Below are 25,423 nucleotides of genomic sequence, written 5' to 3'. Positions count from 1 at the left end.
TTTATAACTCAAAAAATGCAAAATTTAAAATTCGATTGTATCGCTGGTATTTTTTAAACGTGTGATGAAAGGCCCATCATCTCAAGTAACCTACTTGCCGGAGTATTTGATTCAACTATTCCTTCCATAAAGGAGCATGCCTCTGATAACGTTGAAAGGATACATCTATTTTTCTGGCATGAGCAGGAAACAGTGCGGTATTATATCAGTTGCATATTAATTAAGTTATAATTATCATAATTAAACCAAAAAAGGTACTTGTTATGACTCTCTTTATAATTTTGATCGTAGTCTTTCTGTTCGCTGTCTATGGGGTTGCAGCATATAACAGTTTGATTGCTCTGATAGAATCAATCCGTAATAACAATAAGCAAATCGATATTCAATTGGATCGTCGCTATAAGGTTTTTGAATCACTTATTAACGTAGTTAAGAAGTACATGGATTACGAACGTTCTACTTTGAAAGATGTAGTTGCGTTGCGTAATGAGGCACAAATTGCAAAACAGACAGAGAATGATGGCGCTCGCATGAAAGCTGAGAACAAGATATCCACGATTCTATCAGGCTTATCCTTTTTTTCGAGCAATATCCAGATCTTAAAGCTAACCAAAATGCCCTGCAATTACAAGAGACTATTGTGAGTACAGAAAACAAATTAGCTTATGCGAAGCAGGCTTATAACGATAGCGTTGAACGTTATAATGCTAAAAAGAAAATGATTTTCCCTTTGATAATTGTCAGTTTATTTCCTAGCAAGTTGAGTTTTTACTTCCCCTATTGGGAATTACCACCAGAGAAAATACAAGAACAAGAAAATTATAAAGTGCAATTAGAATCATGAATCCTATTGGTAATTTTCAAAAATCAACGGTTGACTGGCGTCGATCACTAAGCCAGAATCGGCGGAGGACCGCTCTAGTCATCACAACTTTTATAGTGATTTACCTAACCATTGGTTTGCTGGTTGATCTTTATATTTACATGTGGCATTACCCAGAAGCCATTGTTTCCCAATTATTTTTTGCTCTTCTTACCTTTCGACTTTTTCCTAAGGTGATGATAGTTACGGGATTAATCGCTGCGGTTTCATTATATGTTACGTTTACTTTTAGCCATAATTTAATGATGTTAGGAACGGAATATAGAGAAATTACCCTAGATACTGCACAAACTTTGCGAGAAAAGGTACTTTACAATATCGTCGAGGAGTTAAGAATTTCAGCAGCACTCAAGTTTATGCCTAGAATTTATATCATTAATGCCAATTATATGAATGCATTTGCTAGTGGTTATAACGAAAAATCGGCAATGGTGGCAATTACTCATGGTCTTTTATGTAAACTAGATCGCAGTGAGTTAGAATCGGTAATTGCACATGAACTCAGTCACATCCGCCATATGGATATTAAATTAACGATGACAGCTTCCGTGTTGGCTAATATTTTATTAGTCGTCGTTGATATTCTTTTCTTTAGCATCATTTTTCAGGATCGCTCGCAAGAAGAGGGAGGGGAGGCGGCAGCAACAACAACAACACGGAATCCGTTATTCATTTTTATCTTATTATCACGTTATTTAATGCCTTTTTTAACTGTAATACTAATGTTATATCTGAGCCGGACACGAGAATATATGGCCGACGCAGGCTCTGTAGAATTGATGCGAGATAATGAACCCCTCGCACGTGCTTTGATAAAAATTCAGGACGATTATACAAAAAACCAAGAAGACTACTCTCGTCAATATTCTCAGACTCCTCATGAGGCTGTTCGCTATGCCGCTTACATATTCGACCCCGCAATTCCAGGGATTCAACTTCGACATTTCTTGAATAATCTCTTTTCTACACATCCATCGTTAAAAAAACGGCTGGCGGCGATTGGTTATAGACTTAAATGATGGATAGAAGTGTGTAGCGCCGGGGGGGCGCGGGCGTCTTATTTGGTAATTGTCATTCACACCATACACCGTTATTTGTGTAATTCATTATTTCTAAAGATCTTTATCCATGTTGTTTTGAATTGCTTGACTTAATTGATAAACTGCCATTGCATAAATTATACGCGGATTATATTGCATAATCACATCAAAATTATGAAGAATTAGCCAATACTCATGCGGGTCTTCGTTTTTAATTTGAAGGACAGTAGCTTTTTGATTGGCTGGTATAGAACAGGATGCAAATATTAATTTATTTTTTAATAAGTCGATATTTTTTTGTGGGATAGTTTTTTTTGACATAAGAGCCAGATTGAGGAGCTTTGTATCAGTACATGCGCAGGCGATAGGTTGATGACTTTTCCAGCCATTTTTATTGAGGAAATTAGCAACGCTAACAATAGCCTCTTCATCATTCTTTATGAGGTCAATATGGGCATTTTTTGAATAAGTAACTCCATAATATCGATAAGTGCTTGGCATAAACTGAGGAATGCCAATAGCTCCCGCATAAGAGCTCTTTATCAACTCCATTGCCAACCTTTGTTCTTTAACTAATAGAAAAAGTTGCACTAATTCTCGTGTAAAAAATTTTTCTCGTTTTTTATAATGAAAAGCTAGCGTCGTTAAAGTATCTAATGCAGAGAATTTCCCAACCAGTGAACCATAATTACTTTCAATACCAATAATAGCGACAATAATGGGAGGTGGGATTCCATAATGGTGTTCGGCGTACCGCAACACTTCTTTATGCATTTTCCAGTAATGAAGACCATTTTGAATATATTTTGTTGTCAAAAAAAGGTGCGATAAACGTTCCATGGTTTAGCTTCATAGGGATGAGTAATCTGATAAATTACATTTTGATTATATTTTGCTTCTAAAAGGGTATCAGTGAGCTTGGTGCGATTGAAATGATAATATTTGACCATGTAATTAATAAATGTGCGCGCTTTCGTTGGCAAAGGGGATTGATATTTCTTCTCAAAAGCAAAAACAGATAAGCTTGATAATAACAACCCCGCGCACAATCCTCCTTCAATCCATTTCCTAAACATAAAATTCCTCTTATTAACTGGACCATAATTTTCGATGTGTATGAATCGACATAATCATACCGAACCCAGCCATTGTAGTAACGATCGAACTACCGCCATAGCTTACCAGAGGCAACGGGATACCAACAACTGGTAAAATACCGACTACCATACCGATATTTACCAAAGCAGATAAAATAAATGTTAAGCTCAAGCCGCCACTTAACAAGCGAGTAAATGTATCTTGCGCCTGACTACTAATATAAAAGCAACGAATAAAAATAGCGAATAAAATAGTTAATAAAATAAGACAACCAATAAACCCCAGTTCTTCTCCATTAACAGCAAAAATAAAATCGGTAGCATGGGCAGGCAAAAATTGAAAATGTGATTGTGTACCATGCAACCATCCTTTACCAAATAATCCTCCTGAACCGAGGGCAATTTTAGATTGAATAATGTGATAACCGCTTCCTAAAGGATCACGTTCAGGATTAAGGAAAGTCAGTACACGTTCTTTCTGGTAATTGTGCATAAAATGCCATACGATAGGAGTACTGAGAGCGCCGATAGATAAAAAAGTAAAAATAAGTTGCCAATTGAGCCCTATCAATAATAAAACAGATAGACCGGAAATAGAGATAATGATGGCTGTGCCTAAATCAGGTTGCTTTGCTGTTAAAATCGTTGGAAAAACTAATAGGAGAAGAGAAACTATGAGTGGAATTGCTTTAGGAGGAAATTCTTTATCACTGAAATAGTAAGCTAACATCATCGGCATAGCGAGCTTCATAATTTCTGAGGGTTGTAAATGAAAAAACCCTAAATCGAACCATCGACGGGAACCCTTATCGACGTTTCCAAAAATTAATACAGAAATTAATAACAGTAATCCTGCACCAAATATCCATGGTGCCCATCGTCGATAAACAATGGGTGAAATGTAAGCGAAAATAAACAGCACAGCAAAACCTAAAAGTAGCCAGGCGGTTTGTTTTAACATCACACCAGTATTTTGATTACTGGCACTAAACAAAATAAACAGCCCCGTTATTGCTAACAGAAAAATAAAAACGAGAAGCGGCGGATCAATTCGTAATGCTTTCCACCATAAATAAACTATTCGTAGTTTGAGATGCGATTCCTGATTTACTTTATTGAGTAGTGGTGATTTATTATTGGGCATCTTGGGATACTACTAAGTGATTAAAGTAATAATTCATAATCTCACCTGCCATTTTATCAGCCATAGCATTATGCTCAACCACCACAGCGACTGCAATTTCAGGATGGTTGACAGACGCAAAAGCGATAAAAAGATGATTATTGCGTAATCGTTTAGGGATATTGGTACGACTGGTATCTTCATCTCTCTGATGGCCGTAAATCTGGGCTGTTGCGGTTTTGGCTGCCACAGTAAAACCTGGGTGTTTGCCAAAAAAATCGGCTGTTCCCCACGGCTTATCTACTACATCTTGCATCGCGCGAATAATAATGTTCCAATTATTTGGATTTTTTAATACTACTGGTGTTTCAGAAATAAGTGGTGGTATCGTCTCTGTTCCATTCTGAGCCACACTTTTAAATAACAATGTTGGTCGGTATTTCTTACCTCGTTCGGCGATAATTGAGACCCCTTGTGCCAATTGTAAAGGGGTAACTAGAAAAAACCCTTGCCCAATGCCAGTTTCAATAGTATCACCCGTATACCATGGATAACCTTGAACACCTATTTTCCAATCAGGAGAGGGGATAAGGCCAGGTACTTCTTCAGGCAAGTCAACACCAGTCAACTGTCCAAAACCAAATTTATGTAATATATCATCAATACGGTCTATGCCCATGATGACAGCAAGATTATAAAAATAAACGTCGCAAGAGACAGCGATAGCCTTAACAATATCAACCCAACCATGACCAGTAAGCCTCCAATCATGATAAATATGTTTTGTGTTTGGTAATTGAAACCAGCCAGGATCGTAAATTTGATATTGAGGAGTGACGATTCCTTCATCTAAACCGAAAATGGCCAAAAAGGGTTTGATGGTGGAGCCAGAGGCAAATTGCCCACGGATCGGTCGATTATAGAGAGGATGCAGCGGCGAATTCAATAATTTTTGGTACGCTTGTAAACTTAATCCAGATGCAAATGGATTGGGATTAAAACTAGGTTTAGTAACTAACGCTAGTATTTGGCCAGTATCCGGTGCCATCACTACAATGGCACCGCTTTCGTCACCTAACACCTTGTTAGCTTCCGCTTGTAGCTTACTATCAATAGTTAAGTAGATATTGTCTCCAGCGTTTGGAGAAATTTCTTTTAAAGTGCGAACAATTCGCCCGCTAGCATCAGTTTCAACTTTTTCAGCACCGAGAGTACCGTGAAGCCGCTTTTCATAATATTTTTCAATTCCCATTTTTCCAATATCATCATCAGCAGTATAATTATCTGCGTTTAATTTTTGTAATTCCTGCGGATTAATGTGTCCGACATATCCCAATACATTACTGGTAATATTAGCCAAAGGATAATAACGCATCATTCGCGTTTTAATTTCAACTTTAGGAAACCGGTATTGATTGACATAGAAACGAGCAACCTCTTCATTAGTTAATTTATATTTTAGTGGGATAGGCTGGTAGGGACGGTATTGATAAGCAATACGATGGAATCGTTTTATATCATCTTCCGAGAGAGAAATAACTTTACTTAATCGTTTTATCATTGCGTTTAAATGTTTTGCTCCATTTGGAATGATAGTTAATGTATAAGTAGGGATATCCTTCGCTAATAGGATCCCATTGCGATCGAAAATTAGACCGCGATTAGGCTGAATAGGAATAATATTGAGTAGATTATGTTGTGACAAAGTCGAATAAAAACGATGATTTTTAATTTGTAAATAAATCAGTTGACTAATGAGAACGAAAGCAAAGATAAAGAGGAGGAAGAGAGCTGCTAAGCAGCGATTTCTGAATAGACGCATTTCCAGTTGAATATTTTTGATTACAATTGATTGTTTTTTCATGAAATCGCTATTGTTTCTTTAACGATGATTAAGAGTAATAAGTCATCATTGTATTCCAAGCACGATAAATTTTCTTGGCAAGGACAATCCGTATAATCGGATTTGGAAATATTAATCGGGAAAGTGACTTACCAGATTTTCTGAATACGACGGAGGAAGAACTTCAGGACCTCAAAAGGTAAATAATTTATAAATAATTTAATTTATCAGTAATAATCCCTTTCCAATAAACTTATCTGTCGGTTGATCGTCATTGAGACAATTGCTCCTAACTAAGCATACATCTGTTTCTTTTAACAATAGGGATTTAAGAAGACTTAAACAAAATTACAATGCAAACGTACGTAAACCCATGTTCTTTACACGGCCAGGGTTGATTAGATTAATTTTCATATCGTTCGTCACTGGCCTCTATCATGCTCCATAATTTTTCGAGGCTATAGAAATCACGTATCTCAGGCAACATAATGTGCACTATGATGTCAAAAAAATCGATTAGAATCCATTCACCTTCCACTTCACCTTCAACGCCTAGTGGTCGCACACCGTTTTCTTTCACACGATGGATAACTTGATCTGCTAATGCGCCTGCGTGACGTCGTGAGGCGGCGCTACAAATGATTACATGGTCTGCAATATCAGTGAGCATTGTGACGTTAAGGTTATTAATTTGTAAAGCTTTGTGCTCGTTTAACGTATCAGTAACTAATTTAGCGAGTTCAGCTATTTTCATTCTGTTCTAATCATATCGGGGTTGTTCTCTCTAGACAAGCTCTACTTAAAAAGCAATTTTTTAGTAAAGTGATTGATAGAGGCGCTTATTTTTAATATAGTCGAACACTTTTTCTGGTAATAGGGGCTTTACAGCGGCATCATTTCCCTCTTTTAAGTAGCAGCGGATTTCTGTGGCGCTGACTGAAATAGTAGGAATATGTTGTATCATTATTTTGCCTGATTGTGCACGATTTAAATCATCTTCTTTTCTGGTTTGATGTTGTAGTAGCAATTCATCAAGCCATTTTTCCTTTAGCAGAGGATAACCAGGGCGATTTATGACAATCAGATGGCAATATCTTAAGATAGATTTGTATTCATTCCATTGATTAAAATGCAAGAATGCGTCTGTCGCCATAATAAAGCAGAGCGATTGCCTTGGAAAAGAAACGCGCAAAGATTTAAGGGTATCAATTGTATAAGAAAGGCCTTTTCTTCTAGTTTCGATGCCATTTATTTTCAAATGAGGGATATTGATGATTGCTCGTTTTATCATTTTAATACGATCCGTTGGGCTAGCTATTGGTGTGTTCCGGTGAGGAGGATGTCCACAGGGAATCAATTGGATTTCTTTAAACTGTAATTTATTAGCTAATTCCTTAATGATAAATAAATGAGCTTTATGAATAGGATCAAAAGTCCCGCCTAAAAGGCCTAATAATGAAAATGTCATCTTAATTTCTTACCAGAAATTGCCAAACTTAAACTTTCCAGCGCTTGCCAGGCATTACCAGGTGTAATGCCTTTAATAATATGGTCAATGTGTTTTGCTTGTTGTAGTAACTGTGCAATAGTTTTCGTGTTTAATCGAGAAAGTGCCATTTTGAGTGACCGTTTACGAATTTGCCGTTGACAGGTGAATAATTGCGTAAGAGATTTACCATGTTGATAGGCGTAAGCTAATGGATAAAGTGCGCGTAGCTCACGTGTAAGTGCCCATAGAACGAGTGGAGTTAATTCTTTGTCATTAGAATATAGGCCACATAAAATTCGAATTACACGCGAGGATGCACCTATTAATGCTGCTTCCGTTAAGTCAAAAATCGTAAAATATGCATTATCACTCACTATTTTACTGACGGCCTTAGGAGTAATAGGTTGATCACGATACAGCAAGCTTAATTTCTCGATGGATTGTTGGGTAGCTAATAAATTTCCTTCTGTCAATTCTGCTAAAAGTGTAATACTTTCCGCGTCTGCATTTAAGTTTGCTGATTTTAGACGTTGCGCAATCCATATCGAAAGCTCGCACGTCGATAAAGGCCACAGTGGGATAACAGCGCCACAACGGTCAATTGCTTTGTACCATTTAGTTTTTTGTTGAGCAACGGTCAATTTATTAGTAATAATTAACAAACGCTTGTGATTAGGTGGGCTATCGAGATAACGTAATAAGGCTTGGGTTCCATTCTCATCGAATTTTGCTTTAGCGTTTCGAATTTCAATAATTATTTTATCGCTGAGCAAACTAAAGTTATCGACAGTTTCTGTGAATACCTGCCAATGAAAACCTGGCTCAATAAAAAGTAATTCACGTTGATGAAACCCTTGCTGTCGACTACTCTCTAGAATGAGATCGCTCGATTCTTGAACTAATAGCGGAACATCACCGCAAATTAAATAAACGGGTAGAAGAGTTTGTTGATTTAAATGGGTGTTAAGTTTTTTGTAAGATAATTGCATAGCTATTACCGGTTGGGAGTGGTCGTAAGATAATGATAAATGAGATCTACCATTGTTCCGATCATTTCGCGTTTCATCAGACAGGCAGCGTTTGGCGTATATGGTTGAGTGTTATTTTGAACTAATGTGCGGCTTAATGAAAAAGTCCGAGGACCCTGTATGATTTTTCCTTCTTTTTTTCCAATGCAACAGTTACGTGTAAAACATAGGTGTAATTAACAGCATTGACAATAGATATAATTGGGGGATAACTGCATTCCAGTGAATATTATTAATCCACAATATAATTGGGGCATTTTTTTTGCATTGAGTGAACTGCACATTTAACCCTTGTAATGTGCGGCGTAATTGAACAACTAACGGATGGTAAGGGTTAGAAGAGTCTAGATAAAGCACGCGCATTTGCTGAGCAATATCGTTGGTTGAGCGTGGCTTGAACCCGCAAGCGGCTAGGGCTTCACAAATTAAAATTCCCATTAATAGCATTTTAAATAAATTTGTAATATTTTCTTTAACTTCGTCCATACGTATCATCTACTACAATATTAATCAGTTTTTTAGGCACGACAATGATATTTTTAATTTTTTTATCGACAAGAAGTTGTTGTACATTTTCCTGATGTAATGCGGTATTTTTAATGGTGTAATCAGGCGCTTCGGTAGGTACTTGAATTCTGGCGCGAAGCTTTCCGTTAATTTGGACGATCATTTCGATTTGAGTGGTTTGTAGAGCTTTAGAATCAGGTTTTGGCCAGTTTGCTTCAAGAATATTTTTACCAAATCCTAAAACTTGCCATAAATGATGAGTAATATGAGGAGTAATTGGCGATAACAACCTTAATAAAATTCCTATCCCTTCATGAATTAAATAAGAGTCTGCTTCATTATCTATGGTCAATTTCATTAATAGATTTAATATTTTCATGGTGGTTGAAACCACAGTATTAAATTGCATCCGTTCTATATCATTGTTAGCTTGTTGTAAATATTCGTGCAGTGTTCGACGAATCTTTTTATGCGAAGAGATTTCCCATTGATAAGCATTTATATTTTTCTGCCGATTAATATTGGTTAATGCGTCTTTAACTTGAGAAGTAAAACTCCATAATTTGTTTAGAAACCGATGAGCACCTTCAATGCCGCTATCAGACCATTCCAGGTCCTGATCTGGAGGAGCCGCAAAAATAATAAATAACCGAACGGTGTCTGCCCCGTATTTTTTAATCAGCGATTGAGGTGAAACGACATTACCTTTTGATTTAGACATTTTTGCGCCATTGTTTAAAACCATGCCTTGCGTCAATAAGCGAATAAAGGGTTCATTTGAATTGAAGAGTCCAAGGTCACGCAATAATTTGTGCATAAAGCGTGCATAAAAAAGGTGCATCACGGAATGCTCAATACCGCCAATATATTGATCCACAGGAGTCCAATACTTTGCGCGATCGTCAAGCATTACCTTGCCTTGATCTGAGCAGGTATAACGTGCGTAATACCAGGAAGATTCAACAAAAGTATCCATCGTATCAGTTTCGCGAATAGCAGCTTTATTACAAGCAGGACATTTAGTTTTGTAAAAATCAGACAAATCCTTGAGTGGGGAGCCGCAGCCAGTAGGAATAATATTTTCTGGTAAAATAACAGGTAATTGACTTTCTGGGACAGGAACAGTGCCACAAGTTTTACAGTAAATAATCGGAATAGGCGTTCCCCAATAACGTTGACGTGAAATACCCCAATCGCGCAAGCGATAATTAGTTTGTTGATAACCGAGGTTATGATTTTTAAGATAATCGGCAATAACATGAAAAGCTGTCTTTGAATTCATTCCTTCAAAAGGCGTTGAATTAATTAAATTACCCAATTTTGTATAGGCAGTTTGTTGATAGTTCCATTCGGAATTATCTATAGGTTCAATTACCGGTTTAATTGGTAAATCATATTTTACAGCAAATTCATGATCACGTTCATCATGTGCAGGCACAGCCATAATGACACCAGAGGCATACTCTATTAAGACAAAATTAGCAATCCAGATAGGCACTTTTTTATGAGTAACGGGATGGATAGCGAAAAGCCCGCTTTCGATACCTTCTTTTTCCTCAGTAGCGATGTCAGCTTCAGCTACTCGTGTTTGTTGATATTTCTTTAAAAAGGCAGCGATTTTTTTACTTTTTTTGGCGCATTCTTTCGAGATGGGGTGTTCAGGGGCAATAGCGAGATAGGTCGCACCCATTAAAGTATCTGGACGTATGGTGAAGACTTCTAGTGGGGTTGCGCTTTTTTCAAGAGCAAAATTAACAACGACACCTTGTGATTGCCCGATCCAATTACGCTGCATAGTAATAACTTTTTCTGGCCATCCTTTTAATTCGTTGAGATCTTTTAGCAATTCTTCTCTGTAATCAGTGACTTTTAGGAACCATTGTGAAATTTCACGGTGTTCAACAGGAGCACCGGAACGCCAACCGAGACCGTTAATAATTTGTTCATTGGCAAGGACGGTTTGATCTACAGGATCCCAATTAACGATAGCATTTTTTTTATAAGCCAATCCTTTTTTATAGAGCTGGATAAAAAGCCATTGTTCCCAACGGTAATAATCAGGTTCGCAGGTGGTGATTTCTCGTGACCAGTCGTAAGCAAAGCCAAGTTGCTTGAATTGTTTTCTCATTTTTTTGATATTTTTATGGGTCCATTCGGCAGGCGACAGCTTTCGGTAGATAGCAGCGTTCTCCGCTGGAAGACCGAAGGCATCCCAACCCATGGGTTGTAGGACATTACGGCCTTTATGTCTCTGGTAGCGGGTGATAAGGTCGCCGATGGTATAGTTGCGTACGTGTCCCATATGTAACTCCCCGCTGGGATAAGGTAACATGGATACGCAGTAGAATTTTTCTTTGCTGAGATCTTCCTTTATTACAAAGCATTCATTTTCTTTCCAGTAAGTTTGAGCAGCTACTTCGATGTTTTTCGGATTATATAATTTATTCATAGTTGAGGTAGGATACCTCAGGGACTTTCTGTATGGAAGGTAAAGAAATGACTTTGTCATACTGAGATATCTAGGATTTTGGAGTTTCGTGTAGTGTTGGCTTTCCTCTATATTTCCGTGTAGATTTAAACGCATCTAGTATTGAACGAATTGTAATAGCTATTACACAAACGGCCTATTTTTAAAAGATTCTTGATCATCTGAAGAGTGGGATGGAAATTTATTTTTGCGTATAGATCCTGCGATAGTGGGTACTAATTGTCGACCTTAATTGAATTTACTCATGAAGCATGCTTTCTCAAGCCTTGTATTCACAAAACTAAACTCTTTTTCCCTGACGTATGGCGTCAACTATAAATCCGAAACATCCTCATAAATAATGCTATTAAAAAAAACAAAATTATTATCCCAACTACTGGATAATAATTCCATTTCATTACAGGTGTTTTTCCTGTAACCGGGTAAATTTTGCCTGATAAAACAATTTGTCGGTCTTGTGGAGCTGATTGTTGAATTTTTCCTTGTGGATCAATTATAGCAGTAATACCGGTATTTGTGCTGTAGAGCACATATCGTCCTGTTTCCAGTGCACACATTTGTGCAATTTGTAATTGTTGAGCTAAAGCAATGCTCCTATTGAACCAACTATCGTCGCTAACGACAACGATGAATTTTTTTCCTGATATACTCCCTAAAAACTCCAGAAAATAAGCGATTTCATAACAAATGAGTGGAGCAAAAGATATATTTTTAGCCAATAATTGGATTTGATGCTGAGGGCCAGGACTTAAATCCGATAGAGGGATATCAAAAAAATACTTCATTATAGTAGAAAAAAATGGTGGAGTGTATTCTCCGAAAGGAACCAAATGACGCTTCAAATAAAAACCTTTCCCTTCACCTATAACAATTAATCCATTGAAAGTTTTTTTTATCTTTCCTTTGTAGATAGGAATACCAATAATAAGTGCTGTTTTATGTCTTTTAGCTTCTTTATCTAGATTTTTAAGAAAAAGAGAAACCTGTTGAGGATAGACAGGGATGGCGGCTTCTGGCCACACGATAATATCGGTATTCCAATGTTTTTCTGTTTCGGAGCGATAAATCTGTAGTGTAGACAGTAAATGATCAACATCCCATTTTTGCCGTTGGGATATATTACCTTGCACCAGACTGACTTTAAGTGATTCTTTTTGAGGGTATGTCCAACGAATAATGTTTAAAATATCACCAACAGTAAATAATAAAATAATTATAGTAACACCAAGTATTTTTACGAAGACTTTTTTATGAAAAAATAAAAGATATAAGCAACTGCTGATAAAGGCTACTGCTAGAGAAATGCCATATACTCCCAAAATGGGTCCAAATCCTCTTAATGGAGAGCTGATTTGACTGTATCCTAAAAAAAGCCATGGAAATCCTGTGAACAATTTACTTCGCAACCATTCACAGACGACCCACCACGCAGGAAAAATGAAAAGAGATGCAAAAATAGAAAATTTTTTTTGCAAGATTGAAAAGAAAAAACCTTGAATAGCAGGAAATAAAGAGAGAATGAAAATAAATAAGACAGTAATTGAAACAGCTAAAGTGATATTAGCATTACTAAAGCTGTGGATGCTGATATAGACCCATGAAGCTCCTATGCCGAAAAATCCGACCCCAAATATCCATCCTTGCCACAGACTCTGTAAAGGTCCAGAACGAATCCAAATAGCTAATAAAATAACTGGAGAAATAAAGGCGATAGGAAACCAACCAAATGGGGGAAAGCCAGCGCTAATATAGCCCCGGCAATAATAGCTAAAAGTGTGAATAAGAAATTATTCATTTTTTCTACAGTTCGTTTCATTAAGTATAATCACTAGACGATTGACTTATTGGATAAAATTACTCTGATTTTCTATCATCGCTTTGATTAGCTCCCAACCCATGCTTTTGTAAACGACCGAACGCTAAATAACATAGCTGTTAACAGTAGAAAATCTCGTGATGAATATGCGTTTTAAAATGGACTACTCAAATCAGTATTATAAATACTTTTTCTGTAATTTTTGGTTCAATTATATAATGCGGCTTCCAATCAGCAATATTGCTTTAGTCCTCAATACTATTTGCCAACGATCTTTTTCGAGAATATCTTTTTATGGCCATATTCACTTTAGCCTAACTTCTTAAAATAAAATATTAAATAAGTTAGTTTCTGAAATTAAACAGAAAGACGCTGCCAGATCTTTAAATTCGGATTTTTCACTCCTTTTTTCTAATTTATAGTTATAATAAATCTTTCATGAGTAAAATATCAATCACTTCAATAGCAGGAAAGTATGAATGAGCAGAACTAATGAGTAATGGCGCAACACGAGTTGAGTGGTCGCTTTTGATTAGTCATAATCATCTATGGACTAGGGGAACCATCGCCATCACATCGCGCGTACTTTCTCGGATGTCTTTCAGATATCTTCAATCATCTTCAGGGCCACCTTCAAAGCATTGTGACCTAAAAGTTCGTGCTCTTTTTGTATCATAAAGTTCGATTAGTTGATAGATGTTTGAGTAATAACAAGCGTATTCATGTTAATGATAATTTTCAGTAGGAAAATACTTACCCGATAAGTGCTATAAAATTAGAAAACAGCTATGCTGCAGACGTTCTTTAATGTTAGGTTAAGACTCATGACTCATAGATGTGAACTCATTTTAAGAATCCACAATAATTAAAGGGTGACCCTAAAACGATAGAAATTAGCTAATGAGAAAGCAAACCCCCAGCATAGTCCTTATTCTCTTCTATTCATAAGGGCTCTTATAACCCAGTTTAAATAAAATTTTAATTTCAAGTCCTTCCATCTCTTCTGATTCTTCTTCCTCAATGTGGTCATAACCTAATAGATGTAAAAAACCATGAATAACCAAATGAGCAAAATGAGATTCTAACGTCTTATTTTGGGCTTTGGCCTCTTCATCCACAAGCGGCGCACAGATGGCTAAATCTCCTAATGAAGTTGAAAAAAATCCTGGAATAGATTCATTAGGAAATGATAGAACGTTCGTAGGGCTATTTTTATGAAGATAAGTTCTATTTAATTCTACACTTTCTTCTTTATCGATAAAACGGATAGTTAATTCTGAATCACTGTGAGGAGAAAAGAGGGGGATAAATTGAAACGCGACATTAACCCATCGTTGTAATTGTAAAAGTGTAGGTAGCGGTTGAAACTGTGTTGCATTTTGTAGTTCAATATGCAATTCGTTCGCTATCTTCTTCATACGCCTATAAGTAACGCGTCGTACCACATTCCACATTTGGAAATCTGTTTAGGTGAAATCTTCTGATAATTACAGCTTTTCCATCTGTTTTCTCATAGCATTTTGTGCTCCGTCTAACAATAACAAATGCATCACTAACTATCCATGACCCATGTGAGAGCTAAAGGAGCACAACCTCAATCGTACCTTTCCGGATAAAGGTTCTCAGTATACTTCAAATAGTGGTGGTCATGCAAATGATTAATAGGGATCATTTTTCGTTTAATATCTTGTCCCAGAGAGGTTGCTGCCGTGCAAGCAGCAGCTAGAAAAGTTTTACCGGCCTTGATATATACTTACTTCACCCCAGAGTGAATTAGGCCTAGCTTCTTTTATTTTAACCATTACCATTTGTCCAATCAATGGTGGCGTTCCTATAAAGTTTACCACGCGATTGTTTTCCGTTCGACCGCTTAATTGCTCTGGTTGTTTTTTAGAAGGACCTGTAACTAATACTCGTTGTTCGGTTTCCACCATCGTCTGACTAATTCTGGCGGCATTGATGTTAATACGATTTTGAAGAAGAGCTAATCTCTCTTTTTTAACTTCTAGTGGGACATCATCTTGGAGCTGCGTTGCTGGTGTACCAGGGCGTGGGCTATAAATAAAGCTGAAAGAATGATCAAAGCCGATTTCATGAATGAGATTCATGGTGGCTTGAAAGTCAGCTGCTGTTTCACCAGGAAATCCCACAATAAAATCAGAAGAAATGCTAATGTCGGAACGAACTGCCTGCAATCTACGAATTTTGGATTTGAATTCAAGCACTGTATATTGGCGCTTCATTGCACCTAAAATACGATCTGATCCACTTTGCACAGGTAAATGTAAATGATTGGCAAGCTTGGGCTCTACTGCGTAAGCGTCTATTAAATTTTCAGAAAATGCTGAAGGATGTGAAGTAGTAAAACGGATTCGTTGAATATCATCGATAGCTGCTAAATAATGAATCAGCATCGCGAGATCTGCTACTTGTCCATTGTACGTAACACCGCGATAATCATTAACATTTTGTCCTAATAAGGTAATTTCACGAACACCTTGTTCACTTAATTTGATGACTTCAGCAATGACATCATCAAAAGGGCGACTCATTTCTTCACCCCGTGTATACGGGACCACACAAAATGTACAATATTTGCTACATCCTTCTATAATCGAAACAAATGCTGTAGGTCCCAAAGCTTTTGGTTCTGGTAAGCGATCAAATTTTTCGATTTCTGGAAAGGTAATATCAACCGATGGTTGGCGTGTTTGAATTACGTTATTTAAAAGCTCTGGTAATCGATGCAGCGTTTGTGGACCAAAAATGATATCAACAAAAGGCGCACGCTTGATAATGGCCTCCCCTTCTTGGCTGGCTACACAGCCACCTACGCCGATTACTATTTCTGGTCGATTTTCTTTAAGTGGACGCCACCGTCCTAGCTCTGAAAATACCTTTTCTTGTGCTTTTGCACGGACAGAGCAGGTATTAATTAAAATTAAATCGGCTTTTTCTGGGTCACTTGTCAGTTCTAGTCCATGAGAAACATTGAGCACATCTAATATTTTAATGGAATCATACTCATTCATTTGACAGCCATGCGTTTTTATGTATAGTTTTTTCATGAAACGATACTCTTAGAATGTAAAAATAACAAAATAATCATATAAGTAGTACCAGAGTTATCGATAGTAATAGTCCTACTAAAAAGATCTCCATACGTCGTCAGCAAAAAAATGCCACGTTATCTAGTCAAAAAATAAAACGCATACTTTCAACGGTGATCAGGAACATGGCTACCATCTCTAAGTAAGTCAATGCCATGATTATAACTAATAATACTGCTAACTGCGAGCATACATTAAAAAGATGTCGTCTCATCCTTATTCCATCAAAATAAAAGACCTATGAAGTGACGTCGGAGGCGCATATCATTACCACAGAATTGATGAAAGATAAAAACCGAAAGCCCGATACTGTGTTGATATACTCCCTGATGCGAAAACAGCATCAGGGAGTATATCAACTTTAGATCTTCTGAAGCTTTATTCAGTTAACGCTTGTTGACGGTTAGTTTTGGGAGTGGGTATATTTTCTTATGACTGGATTATTATAGGTAACAAATAATGAATATCCGGTCATTTTACGCCATCAACCTACGATGATACATTGGTCATATTGAATATTATCTGTAATTAAGTAGTTATAAAATGAGGATGGGCTTAGTCGGTTTAATTAGTTTAGATACTGCTGTGGATACATTCCCATCCTATTGATTAAAAAAAGAACAATTTATTTAATTATTTTTTTGGGTATTTGGTTTCTAGATATTGCAGTTTATCGTGTACCTCCGCCCACTTGTTGGCATCTGGAGGCGCATCTTTTTTGGAGGTAATGACTGACCATTCTTTTGCTAGTTTTTCATTAAGTTTGATGTAGCACTGCTTATCTTCTGGCAAATGGTCCTCAGAGAAAATGGCATCAACAGGGCATTCTGGAACACAGAGATTACAATCGATACATTCATCTGGATCGATGACTAGCATATTTGGCCCCTCACGAAAACAGTCAACGGGACAGACTTCGACGCAATCCGTGTATTTACAGCGTATACAGTTATCAATTACAACAAATGTCATGCTACAATAGCTCCAGTAATTGCAACGTGCGAATTATAATGTAACGCAAAGAGAGAAGGTAGTCTTTTATGGTTACAGGTGATGATATTAAAAGACGTATTGGAGCTAACTTATCGGAAAGTCACGTGGTGTTTGCTGAAGGAGACGGGCACCACTTTGAGGTGGTAGTTTTATGCCCTGCCTTTGAAGGGAAAACTCCTGTAATGCGGCATCGATTAGTTTATGCGGCGCTAGGTGATGCTCTGCTCGCTGATATTCATGCACTTTCACTCAAGACTTATACTCCAGATGAATATAAAAGAGGCTAATGATGAATATAAAAGAAGAAATTCGACAACAAATAGAAAGTCATCCTGTTGTTTTATACATGAAGGGAACACCTGATTTTCCACAATGTGGTTTTTCGAGACGCGTCGTGCAAATTTTGGAGCAATGCGAGGTCCAATTTTCAAGCTATAATGTATTAGAATCACCTGATCTTCGCCAAGGTATCAAAGAATTTTCTAACTGGCCTACGATTCCACAGCTTTATATTAAAGGTGAATTTGTCGGGGAAGTGATATTGTTATGGAATTGTACGAAAGTGGGAAATTAACAGAATTCTTTAAAGATCTATAAATTTTCTGACTGTCATTAAAAATCCCAAATAGATTTTTCTTTCCGAGACTGAATGGCCTTACTACGCAATTTGAAAATGCGTTCGTACTTTTTCTTTCGGCATCTTGCGTCTCGGACCAATCATGCGTACGATCAAATTCTGCGAGACGTTTATCGATTTCGCTAATGAAAGCGCCGCGGTACCGAGAGTTTCTTTTCTTCACAAACACAGACTCTCCAATTAAAGCTGCGTCGACTATTGTATCATTAATAAAATGAAATGGACACTATTTCCATGACCCATGCATCGCTGTCGCTAAAGGAATTCCACTTTTTAGAGTTATTTACCGCAGACGGTCTTGCTAGACTAGACACGTCTTTTTTAAAATTTTTAAAAAGCGCTGATGAAGTGCTACAAGCTAAGCTGCTTCATTATCGTTCAGGTGCTTTCCTAAAACCAGAAGAAATCAGTGAACTAATCGTCGAATGCGGACCTATCTTAGAAGTTTTTATTGCTAATCTTTTTTCGATTGAAGAGGCTGTTAGCCGCCTACGAGGAATAACGTTAAAAGAAAATCCGATCTTCGCTTTCAAGAAATTTTATGTCCTCCGTCAAGCACGTCGCTTATTGAAGAAAGCGGAGGAAATAAGTAATTTTCATGAAATAGATCAATGGGTAACAAAGCAGCTAGAACAGAATAAGTTAGCAGAAGATCGTGAACTCGCTATCGCGATGTGGAGTCAACGTTTATTACAAGATCCGAAAGCGAATACAGAATCCATCGAAAAACTGACGCAATGGTGTGTGGCAGCTATGACACAATCGGAAGGCAAGGCAGTTGTAAAAGGATGGGTGAGTTTTCATTTGCCTGAGCATTTGAATTATGAAAACCTAGTAAAAATGGTTACTGTTTCTGACGATTCTATTGGTCGACTTAAAGGGGCTTCTGAATCTCATTGTTATCGCAATGGCTTCGATCTAACCGATTCACGTATGTGTCGCCGTGAGGTTATGGATCATATCCATTATTGCATTTATTGTCATAAAAAAAATGGTGACTTTTGTTCCAAAGGTTTTCCGGCAAAAAAAGCAATTCTAAAGAAGGATTAAAAATTAATGCATTGGGGGAAACATTAACAGGATGCCCGTTGGATGAAAAAATTTCAGAGATGCATGTTTTAAAAAAGAAGGCTTCGGCATTGCGGCCTTGGCGACTGTGATGATTGACAATCCGATGTGTCCTGCGACGGGGCATCGTATTTGTAATGATTGCATGAAAGCCTGTATCTATCAGAAACAAGAGCCTGTCGATATCCCACAAACAGAGACACGTATTTTAACCGATGTGTTAAAGCTTCCTTGGGGTGTTGAAATTTACGATTTGTTGACTCGTTGGAATCCTTTACGCTGTGAACAATATGTAGCAAAGCCCTATAATGGAAAAAAGGTATTAATTATGGGGATGGGGCCAGCAGGTTTTACGTTGGCGCATCATCTTTTAATGGAAGGTTTTGCGGTAGTAGGAACGGAAGGTTTGAAAATCGAACCATTACCACGAGACATTATCACTCAACCTATTCATAATTATGCCGAATTAAAAGAGCGTCTAGATAATCGAGTAATGGCTGGTTTTGGGGGAGTTGCTGAATATGGGATCACTGTACGCTGGGATAAGAATTTCTTAAAATTAATTTACATTAGTTTATTAAGACGCCCATATTTTCAAGTATTTGGAAGTGTGCGTTTTGGTGGAACTCTACTTGTTGAGGATGCGTGGCGATTGGGCTTTGATCACTTGGCAGTAGCCGTGGGGGCCGGCTTGCCGAGAGAATTGCAAATTCCTCGCAGTTTAGCACCTGGTATGCGGCAAGCAAATGACTTTTTAATGTCTCTTCAATTAACTGGTGCTGCTAAATTTTCGAGCTTAGCAAATTTACAAGTTCGCTTGCCAGCTGTTGTCGTAGGAGGTGGATTAACCGCCATTGATACAGCAACAGAAGTGCAAGCTTACTATATTGTTCAAGTTGAAAAAATAAGACAGAGATATGGAATAGTTAAAAAATATTTTGGAGAAAAAATAGTAAGATCGCATTTTGATAAAGCGTCTCTGGAGATCCTTGATGAATTTCTGCGACACGGACAAATAGTTACTTTGGAACGTCAAAAAGCAAAAGAAGAAAATCGGTCTGTAAATTTTACTCAACTTCTTCATCAATGGGGTGGAGTAACTGTCACTTATCGGCGTACCATGCAAGAATCACCAGCCTATAAACACAATCACGAAGAAGTAATAAAAGCGTTGGAAGAAGGTATTTACTATGCTGAAGGTCTTGAACCGAAAGCCGTAGAAGTGGATAAACAAGGATGGGTATCTGCCTTGATTTGTCGATCACGTATTCATGATAAGGGGGTATGGATTTTAACGGATGAAGATCAAGTTTTACCAGCTCGCTCTATTTTTGTTGCAACTGGAGCAAGCCCGAATATTGCTTATAGTTATGAGCATAAAGATATATTTTTACGAGATGGATTCAATTATAAGCGGTTTGAATTAGTTGACAATCAGCTGCAAGCTGTTAGTGAATTAGGGCATTGTAAAATGGAAAAGTTTGGACCTTTCACTGGTTATGAAAAAGATGGCTATCGCGTCAGCTTTTTGGGTGATACTCATCCTATATTTCACGGCAGTGTTGTAAAGGCTATTGCCTCAGCGAAACGGACTTATCCGAAAATCGTCGAAGCCTTACAGTATAATCATCTGTTTAGTGGCGATCGTATTGAATACGACAAATTTCGTCAACAAATGCAAACCCTTTTCCAGGCTAAAATAGTTACTGTGCGACGACATACACCTGAGATGGTAGAATGCCAAATTAGAGCCCCCATGGCGGCTCGAAATTTTGAAGTGGGTCAGTTTTATCGTTTACAAAATTACGAATGTCTTTCCCCACTAGTAGCAGGCACTCGTTTACAAACAGAAACACTGGCTATGATTGGCGTTAATCAAAATGATGACCCTGATGTAGTGAGTTTTATGGTATCAGAACGCGGCGGGAGCTCTCGATTAATTGCTACTTTAAAGCCAAATCAGCCGATTTCTATAATGGGACCTACAGGATGCGCTAGCAAAGCTCCAGATGGGTCAAAAACCATTATGGTTATCGGTGACTGCTGCATGGCTTCTTCCCACTTGCGCTCTTTAGGCCCTATTCTTCGCCGCGCAGGCCATCGAATTTTCTATGTAGCTATGATGGAAACAGCCGAAGAATTATTTTGTAGAGAAGAATTAGAAGTTGCGAGCGACGCTATTTTATGGATCACGAAGAAAGGAGAAAAAATTAATACTACCCGGCCTCAAGATAGAACGAGGCAAGGAGAATTGATTGCAGTATTGCGTGATTATGCACTGCAGCCATCATCTGTTCCACTGCAATCCATTGATCAAGTGTACGTAGTGGGTTCAACCAAACTTTTGAGGTGTGTTCAAAAAGCTCGTGCGAGCTTTTTGAAAGAATATTTTCACTTTGACGTAGAATTCATCGCTTCTGTTTACGGTCCCATGCAATGTATGATGAAAGGAGTTTGCGCTCAATGTTTACAGTGGCAGATTGATCCTGTAACAGGGAAAAGAACCAAAGCAGTTTATGCTTGCTCCTGGCAACATCAGCCCATGGAGGTGGTAGATCTCAAAAACATTGATGAACGTTTGTCTCAAAACCGCACTCAGGAGATTTTGACAAATCTTTGGTTGGATTACCTATTTACGACAGGAAAGATTGAGCGGGTATGATAGGGGTGCTATAATTAAATAGCATTCTCATGTATTTACAGTACCTGAGAGGGGGCTGAAATAATGTATAAACAGATTTCTCATATCGAGGCAAAGCAGCTAATAAGGGAGCGCGATATCGTGATTGTCGATGTGCGGGATGAAGACAGCTACGAAGAAGAGCGCATTACCAACGCCATCCATCTTTCGATGGCAGCATTGCAGGAATATTCTAATAAGGCTGATAAAGAGAAAGCTATTCTAGTGTACTGCTATCACGGAGTAAGTAGTCAATCAGTAGCGAAACGTTTAGCGGCGCAAGACTTCAAAGAAGTGTATAGCTTAATTGGTGGTTTTGAAATCTGGAAATCTTACCACCATTCAATCTCTGATAAGAATAAATAATTCTCCAGAATATACTAAAATGTCCAAATCTAATCAAACTATTGAACGCATTTCTGATTTATTGAAGGCAGAAAACGCAGTCGTTATCGCCCACTATTACACACCTCCTGAAATACAGGCTTTAGCTGATGCAACAGGGGGTTTTGTGGGAGATTCTCTTGCGATGGCCCAATTTGGACGTCAGTGCTCCGAAACAACGCTAATGGTTGCAGGGGTTCGTTTTATGGGAGAAAGTGCAAAGATTATTAGTCATGAAAAACGTGTCTTAATGCCGACGTTGGAGGCCACCTGTTCGCTTGATCTTTCTTGCCCTATTGAACCATTTTCTCAATTTTGTGATGAAAATGCTGGGCGCACTGTAGTTGTTTATTGTAACACGTCGGCAGCTGTTAAGGCTCGTGCTGATTGGGTAGTAACATCGTCGAATGCGCTAGCAATCATTAATTATTTAGATGAAGAAGGCAAAAAAATTCTGTGGGCTCCGGATCGCTATTTGGGTAATTATATTCAGAAAATGACAGGTGCCGACATGATGTTATGGGATGGTGCTTGTGTTGTACATGAAGAATTTAAAGGAGAAGCACTTGCGGATTTACGAAGGCGGTATCCTCAAGCAGCTGTTTTAGTTCATCCAGAATCACCACCTGCAGTAGTAAATCAAGCAGATGTAGTAGGCTCTACATCACAATTACTGCAAGCTTCCCAGGAATTACCTCATCATACTTTTATTGTGGCAACAGATCGCGGTATTTTTTATAAAATGCAGCAGAAATCTCCTCACAAAACATTCATGGAAGCACCTACCGCAGGTCATGGAGCAACTTGTCAAAGTTGCGGACATTGTCCTTGGATGGCTATGAATAACTTGCAGCACTTGGAACGATCACTAATTACTGGTAATAACGAAATTATGGTGGAGTCAGAAATAATTGCTAAAGCTAAAATATCACTTCAGCGAATGCTAGATTTCAGTGATCACTACAAACTCTCATTTTCACAAAATGGAATCTTAACTACTAAAGGGAAATCAATGATGATGGGGTGAGAGCGGTGTTATCATTCTTGAAGATTAAAAAATAACAATAACGCTGCTTACAGAATGTTGGACTAAGAACCCTGGGAATATTTAAAGCGACGCCTAGATGAATTAAATTTAACAGGAGAAAGAGGGAGTGATAGAAACAAGAAACAAGAAACAAGAAACAAGAAACAAGATTGATGTTTTAGATCTGTATCGATTATTGATTGGATTATTCAGAAATTTTATTGTCGGCACGGGGCCAGTCAAAGGATGTGTGTTATTTATAAAAAATCATGAAAAAAATTACAGGTTATTTAAAAAAGTTAAAGACTGTTTTAAATAAAACAGTTGATTATTATTTGCTTTTAGAAGATAAAGAAATATTATTAAATGAGTTGCTTGGTAAATCGATTGCTTTTAACCATACTGGAATTATTCACTGCATTCAGTGCAGTCGTAAAACAAATAAAAGTTTTCAGCAAGGTTTTTGTTTTTCGTGTTTGCGTCGACTACAGGAATGTAATCTCTGCATTATTCATCCTGAATGTTGCCGGGTTGAAAAGGGATGTCCAACAGACGACTGGGCGCATACACATTGTTATCAAAAACATGTAGTTTATTTAGCTAATTCATCCGGATTAAAAGTAGGTGTCACACGCAATACTCAAGTGCCAACGCGCTGGATTGATCAAGGAGCATTACAAGCAGTGCCTGTTTTCTACACAGCGAATCGCTACCAAGCCGGTGTCCTCGAAGTTGCATTAAAAGATTTCGTTTCGGATCGGACGAATTGGCGGAAAATGCTGAAAAACGCAACACAAGAAATCAATTTGATTTCAGCCCGCGATGCTTTATTCCAAAAAGCAAATTATTCGCTCAAAATGGTCATCGGTCAATTTAAATCAGGAGACATTTATCCGGTTAGAACCTCGATCGTGACGCGATTAAATTATCCGGTTCTGAAGTACCCAGAAAAGGTAAAAGTATTATTACTAGATAAAACGCTTTCAATTAATGGCTATCTTTTAGGGATAAAAGGGCAATATTTAATTTTAGATAGCGGTGTGATTAATATCCGAAAATACGGTGGTTATGAGGTAGAATGTATTTTGACGTAAAGGCTATCCATCTTTTTTCCATTTTTGTCGCCTTCCGTTGTCCCTTAGGCGATTTGGTCTCAGCGCCTGATAGAAGAAAGATGAGCGATGATAATAATGGGCTAACAGTGTTGAGGATATGTGAATAGCTAATGGTAAATTATATAGGGAATCGATGGGCATTTTTTTAAAATTTTTATCATCTGAATTCAACATCATCGGTATAATTGGCGTTACTTTCGTTTTATTAGCTTATTTTTTATTGCAAATTTATAAACTTGATCAGAGCAGCATCACGTATTCATTCATGAATTTACTGGGTGCAAGTTTAATTTTACTTTCTTTATTTTTTACTTGGAATTTAGCTTCAGGCGTAATTGAAATTGCGTGGTTATTCATTAGTCTCTTTGGTTTAAGTAAAGCCATCTACATGTACTGTCGAACAAAAAAATAACCGCTTAAGAAAAGCGATTGACCTTCTAGATTGGTACAGAGGAATTGTTCAAAAAGAGAAACTGAACGAGCAAAATAACAATATATAAAGAAGAATGGAAAAATGAGCAGTCTAAAAAAGAAAAATGAAATAAAGTAGTTCTTACCGGATAGGTAAGTTTGATAGGGGCTTCCGGTAAAGCAGTAATCAGGAACAATACATAAAATTACAACTAAGGGTCAAAATGTTTTGATCAGCTGTAGTGGATAAAAGTGAATTTTAGAAAATAAAACAGAATTTGTAGGCGATAATTATAAATCGCAGTTAATAGGAGCGTGCCTAGTAACTTCAGGTAGTATTCTGTATTGATTATTCTTGTATTTCAAGTCGCTTCGCCTGCAATTTTTAATAAAGATAGAATAACATTATGGAACGAATAAAGTTCAGCTTAAAAATATAATAATTTTTTAAATTATTAGTCGGATTCATAAATATAATTTTTTTAATTTCTATAATTTTTTAATTTCCTTGATAGATCAACTAACAATCTAACAATCGATAAATCTAAATTTTTCTATATAGATTTTGCGCGACAGGATAACTGATACAGTGTAGTACTTTATAATAAATAAAAACCAATGCAGTGCTCTCCAACTTATAGATTTAAACTTTCAATAAATGTTCTTTGGTTTCTTCTAGTAGTT

21 protein-coding genes and 3 pseudogenes are annotated in these 25,423 nt (G+C 37.4%); 10 read left to right on the top strand and 14 right to left on the bottom strand.

Annotated features, from left to right (window positions below; all coding sequences use genetic code 11):
- The first annotated feature begins 263 nt into the window (after positions 1 to 263).
- Together LG660_RS01575 and htpX are read left to right on the top strand one after the other, a co-directional pair.
- Positions 264 to 844, top strand: a pseudogene (locus LG660_RS01575) (LemA family protein).
- Positions 841 to 1,902, top strand: coding sequence for a zinc metalloprotease HtpX (gene htpX, locus LG660_RS01570; RefSeq protein ID WP_258267612.1), 1,062 nt, complete (start codon positions 841 to 843; stop codon positions 1,900 to 1,902). The pseudogene LG660_RS01575 and the gene htpX overlap by 4 nt, the downstream one beginning before the upstream one ends.
- A 93-nt stretch (positions 1,903 to 1,995) precedes the next feature.
- Here the strand turns inward: htpX and mltB are convergent, their stop codons facing one another.
- The 13 genes from mltB to fdxA form a co-directional block, all read right to left on the bottom strand.
- A complete protein-coding gene (mltB, locus tag LG660_RS01565) occupies positions 1,996 to 2,739 on the bottom strand; it encodes a lytic murein transglycosylase B (protein WP_258267611.1) in 744 nt (247 codons plus the stop codon).
- Positions 2,736 to 2,999 carry a hypothetical protein gene (locus tag LG660_RS01560; RefSeq protein ID WP_258267610.1) on the bottom strand — a complete coding sequence of 88 codons (264 nt, stop codon included), beginning with the start codon at positions 2,997 to 2,999 and terminating at the stop codon, positions 2,736 to 2,738. Before LG660_RS01560 ends, mltB begins: the two co-directional genes overlap by 4 nt.
- A gap of 13 nt (positions 3,000 to 3,012) precedes the next feature.
- The gene (rodA, locus tag LG660_RS01555) at positions 3,013 to 4,164 is read right to left on the bottom strand and encodes a rod shape-determining protein RodA (RefSeq protein WP_258267609.1); all 1,152 of its coding nucleotides are present in this window, start codon (positions 4,162 to 4,164) and stop codon (positions 3,013 to 3,015) included.
- Positions 4,154 to 6,007 (bottom strand): penicillin-binding protein 2, encoded by a 1,854-nt coding sequence (gene mrdA / locus LG660_RS01550; RefSeq protein ID WP_258267608.1) that lies wholly within the window; start codon positions 6,005 to 6,007, stop codon positions 4,154 to 4,156. The genes rodA and mrdA overlap by 11 nt, the downstream gene beginning before the upstream one ends.
- 382 nt (positions 6,008 to 6,389) lie before the next feature.
- The gene (rsfS, locus tag LG660_RS01545; protein WP_258267607.1) at positions 6,390 to 6,740 is read right to left on the bottom strand and encodes a ribosome silencing factor; all 351 of its coding nucleotides are present in this window, start codon (positions 6,738 to 6,740) and stop codon (positions 6,390 to 6,392) included.
- A 60-nt stretch (positions 6,741 to 6,800) separates the two neighbouring features.
- Complete coding sequence (gene nadD, locus LG660_RS01540; RefSeq protein WP_258267606.1) at positions 6,801 to 7,454, bottom strand: nicotinate-nucleotide adenylyltransferase; 654 nt, start codon at positions 7,452 to 7,454, stop codon at positions 6,801 to 6,803.
- Positions 7,451 to 8,464 carry a DNA polymerase III subunit delta gene (gene holA, locus LG660_RS01535; RefSeq protein WP_258267605.1) on the bottom strand — a complete coding sequence of 338 codons (1,014 nt, stop codon included), beginning with the start codon at positions 8,462 to 8,464 and terminating at the stop codon, positions 7,451 to 7,453. Before holA ends, nadD begins: the two co-directional genes overlap by 4 nt.
- Positions 8,465 to 8,656: 192 nt before the next feature.
- Positions 8,657 to 8,989 (bottom strand): LPS-assembly lipoprotein LptE, encoded by a 333-nt coding sequence (locus LG660_RS01530; RefSeq protein WP_258267604.1) that lies wholly within the window; start codon positions 8,987 to 8,989, stop codon positions 8,657 to 8,659.
- Positions 8,976 to 11,459 (bottom strand): leucine--tRNA ligase, encoded by a 2,484-nt coding sequence (gene leuS, locus LG660_RS01525; RefSeq protein ID WP_258267603.1) that lies wholly within the window; start codon positions 11,457 to 11,459, stop codon positions 8,976 to 8,978. The genes LG660_RS01530 and leuS overlap by 14 nt, the downstream gene beginning before the upstream one ends.
- A 347-nt stretch (positions 11,460 to 11,806) precedes the next feature.
- On the bottom strand, positions 11,807 to 13,189 hold the full coding sequence (gene lnt / locus LG660_RS01520; RefSeq protein WP_258267708.1) for an apolipoprotein N-acyltransferase: 1,383 nt from the start codon (positions 13,187 to 13,189) through the stop codon (positions 11,807 to 11,809).
- Between the two features lie 1,063 nt (positions 13,190 to 14,252).
- Positions 14,253 to 14,732: an rRNA maturation RNase YbeY gene (ybeY, locus tag LG660_RS01515; protein WP_258267707.1), complete on the bottom strand. Its 480-nt coding sequence runs from the start codon at positions 14,730 to 14,732 to the stop codon at positions 14,253 to 14,255.
- 315 nt (positions 14,733 to 15,047) lie between these two features.
- Positions 15,048 to 16,382: a tRNA (N6-isopentenyl adenosine(37)-C2)-methylthiotransferase MiaB gene (miaB, locus tag LG660_RS01510; protein ID WP_258267602.1), complete on the bottom strand. Its 1,335-nt coding sequence runs from the start codon at positions 16,380 to 16,382 to the stop codon at positions 15,048 to 15,050.
- A gap of 675 nt (positions 16,383 to 17,057) precedes the next feature.
- Positions 17,058 to 17,396, bottom strand: a complete 339-nt coding sequence (fdxA, locus tag LG660_RS01505) for a ferredoxin FdxA (RefSeq protein ID WP_258267601.1) — start codon at positions 17,394 to 17,396, stop codon at positions 17,058 to 17,060.
- 68 nt (positions 17,397 to 17,464) lie between these two features.
- Here fdxA and LG660_RS01500 point away from each other — a divergent pair, with 68 nt between their 5' ends.
- Complete coding sequence (locus tag LG660_RS01500; protein ID WP_258267600.1) at positions 17,465 to 17,704, top strand: BolA family protein; 240 nt, start codon at positions 17,465 to 17,467, stop codon at positions 17,702 to 17,704.
- A 2-nt stretch (positions 17,705 to 17,706) separates the two neighbouring features.
- Positions 17,707 to 18,014, top strand: a pseudogene (grxD, locus tag LG660_RS01495) (Grx4 family monothiol glutaredoxin).
- 128 nt (positions 18,015 to 18,142) lie between these two features.
- On the opposite strand, the pseudogene LG660_RS04315 reads toward grxD, so the two are convergent.
- Positions 18,143 to 18,217: pseudogene (locus LG660_RS04315) on the bottom strand (hypothetical protein); the annotation flags it as partial.
- A 56-nt stretch (positions 18,218 to 18,273) separates the two neighbouring features.
- Here LG660_RS04315 and LG660_RS01490 point away from each other — a divergent pair.
- From LG660_RS01490 to LG660_RS04485, 6 genes are all read left to right on the top strand, one after another.
- Entirely contained in the window at positions 18,274 to 19,104 is an 831-nt protein-coding gene (locus tag LG660_RS01490; RefSeq protein WP_258267599.1) for a hypothetical protein, read from the top strand.
- 109 nt (positions 19,105 to 19,213) lie between these two features.
- The gene (locus tag LG660_RS01485; protein WP_258267598.1) at positions 19,214 to 21,784 is read left to right on the top strand and encodes an FAD-dependent oxidoreductase; all 2,571 of its coding nucleotides are present in this window, start codon (positions 19,214 to 19,216) and stop codon (positions 21,782 to 21,784) included.
- A gap of 60 nt (positions 21,785 to 21,844) precedes the next feature.
- Positions 21,845 to 22,168 carry a thiosulfate sulfurtransferase GlpE gene (locus LG660_RS01480; protein ID WP_258267706.1) on the top strand — a complete coding sequence of 108 codons (324 nt, stop codon included), beginning with the start codon at positions 21,845 to 21,847 and terminating at the stop codon, positions 22,166 to 22,168.
- Between the two features lie 19 nt (positions 22,169 to 22,187).
- Positions 22,188 to 23,213 (top strand): quinolinate synthase NadA, encoded by a 1,026-nt coding sequence (gene nadA / locus LG660_RS01475; RefSeq protein ID WP_258267597.1) that lies wholly within the window; start codon positions 22,188 to 22,190, stop codon positions 23,211 to 23,213.
- A gap of 269 nt (positions 23,214 to 23,482) precedes the next feature.
- The gene (locus LG660_RS01470) at positions 23,483 to 24,307 is read left to right on the top strand and encodes a DUF2797 domain-containing protein (RefSeq protein WP_258267596.1); all 825 of its coding nucleotides are present in this window, start codon (positions 23,483 to 23,485) and stop codon (positions 24,305 to 24,307) included.
- Between the two features lie 154 nt (positions 24,308 to 24,461).
- Positions 24,462 to 24,740 carry a CBU_0592 family membrane protein gene (locus tag LG660_RS04485; protein WP_444861385.1) on the top strand — a complete coding sequence of 93 codons (279 nt, stop codon included), beginning with the start codon at positions 24,462 to 24,464 and terminating at the stop codon, positions 24,738 to 24,740.
- Positions 24,741 to 25,423 lie beyond the last annotated feature (683 nt).

This window comes from Coxiella-like endosymbiont, assembly GCF_024730665.1.
Lineage (GTDB): Bacteria > Pseudomonadota > Gammaproteobacteria > Coxiellales > Coxiellaceae > Coxiella.
This window is presented reverse-complemented; position numbering and strand designations above follow the sequence as displayed.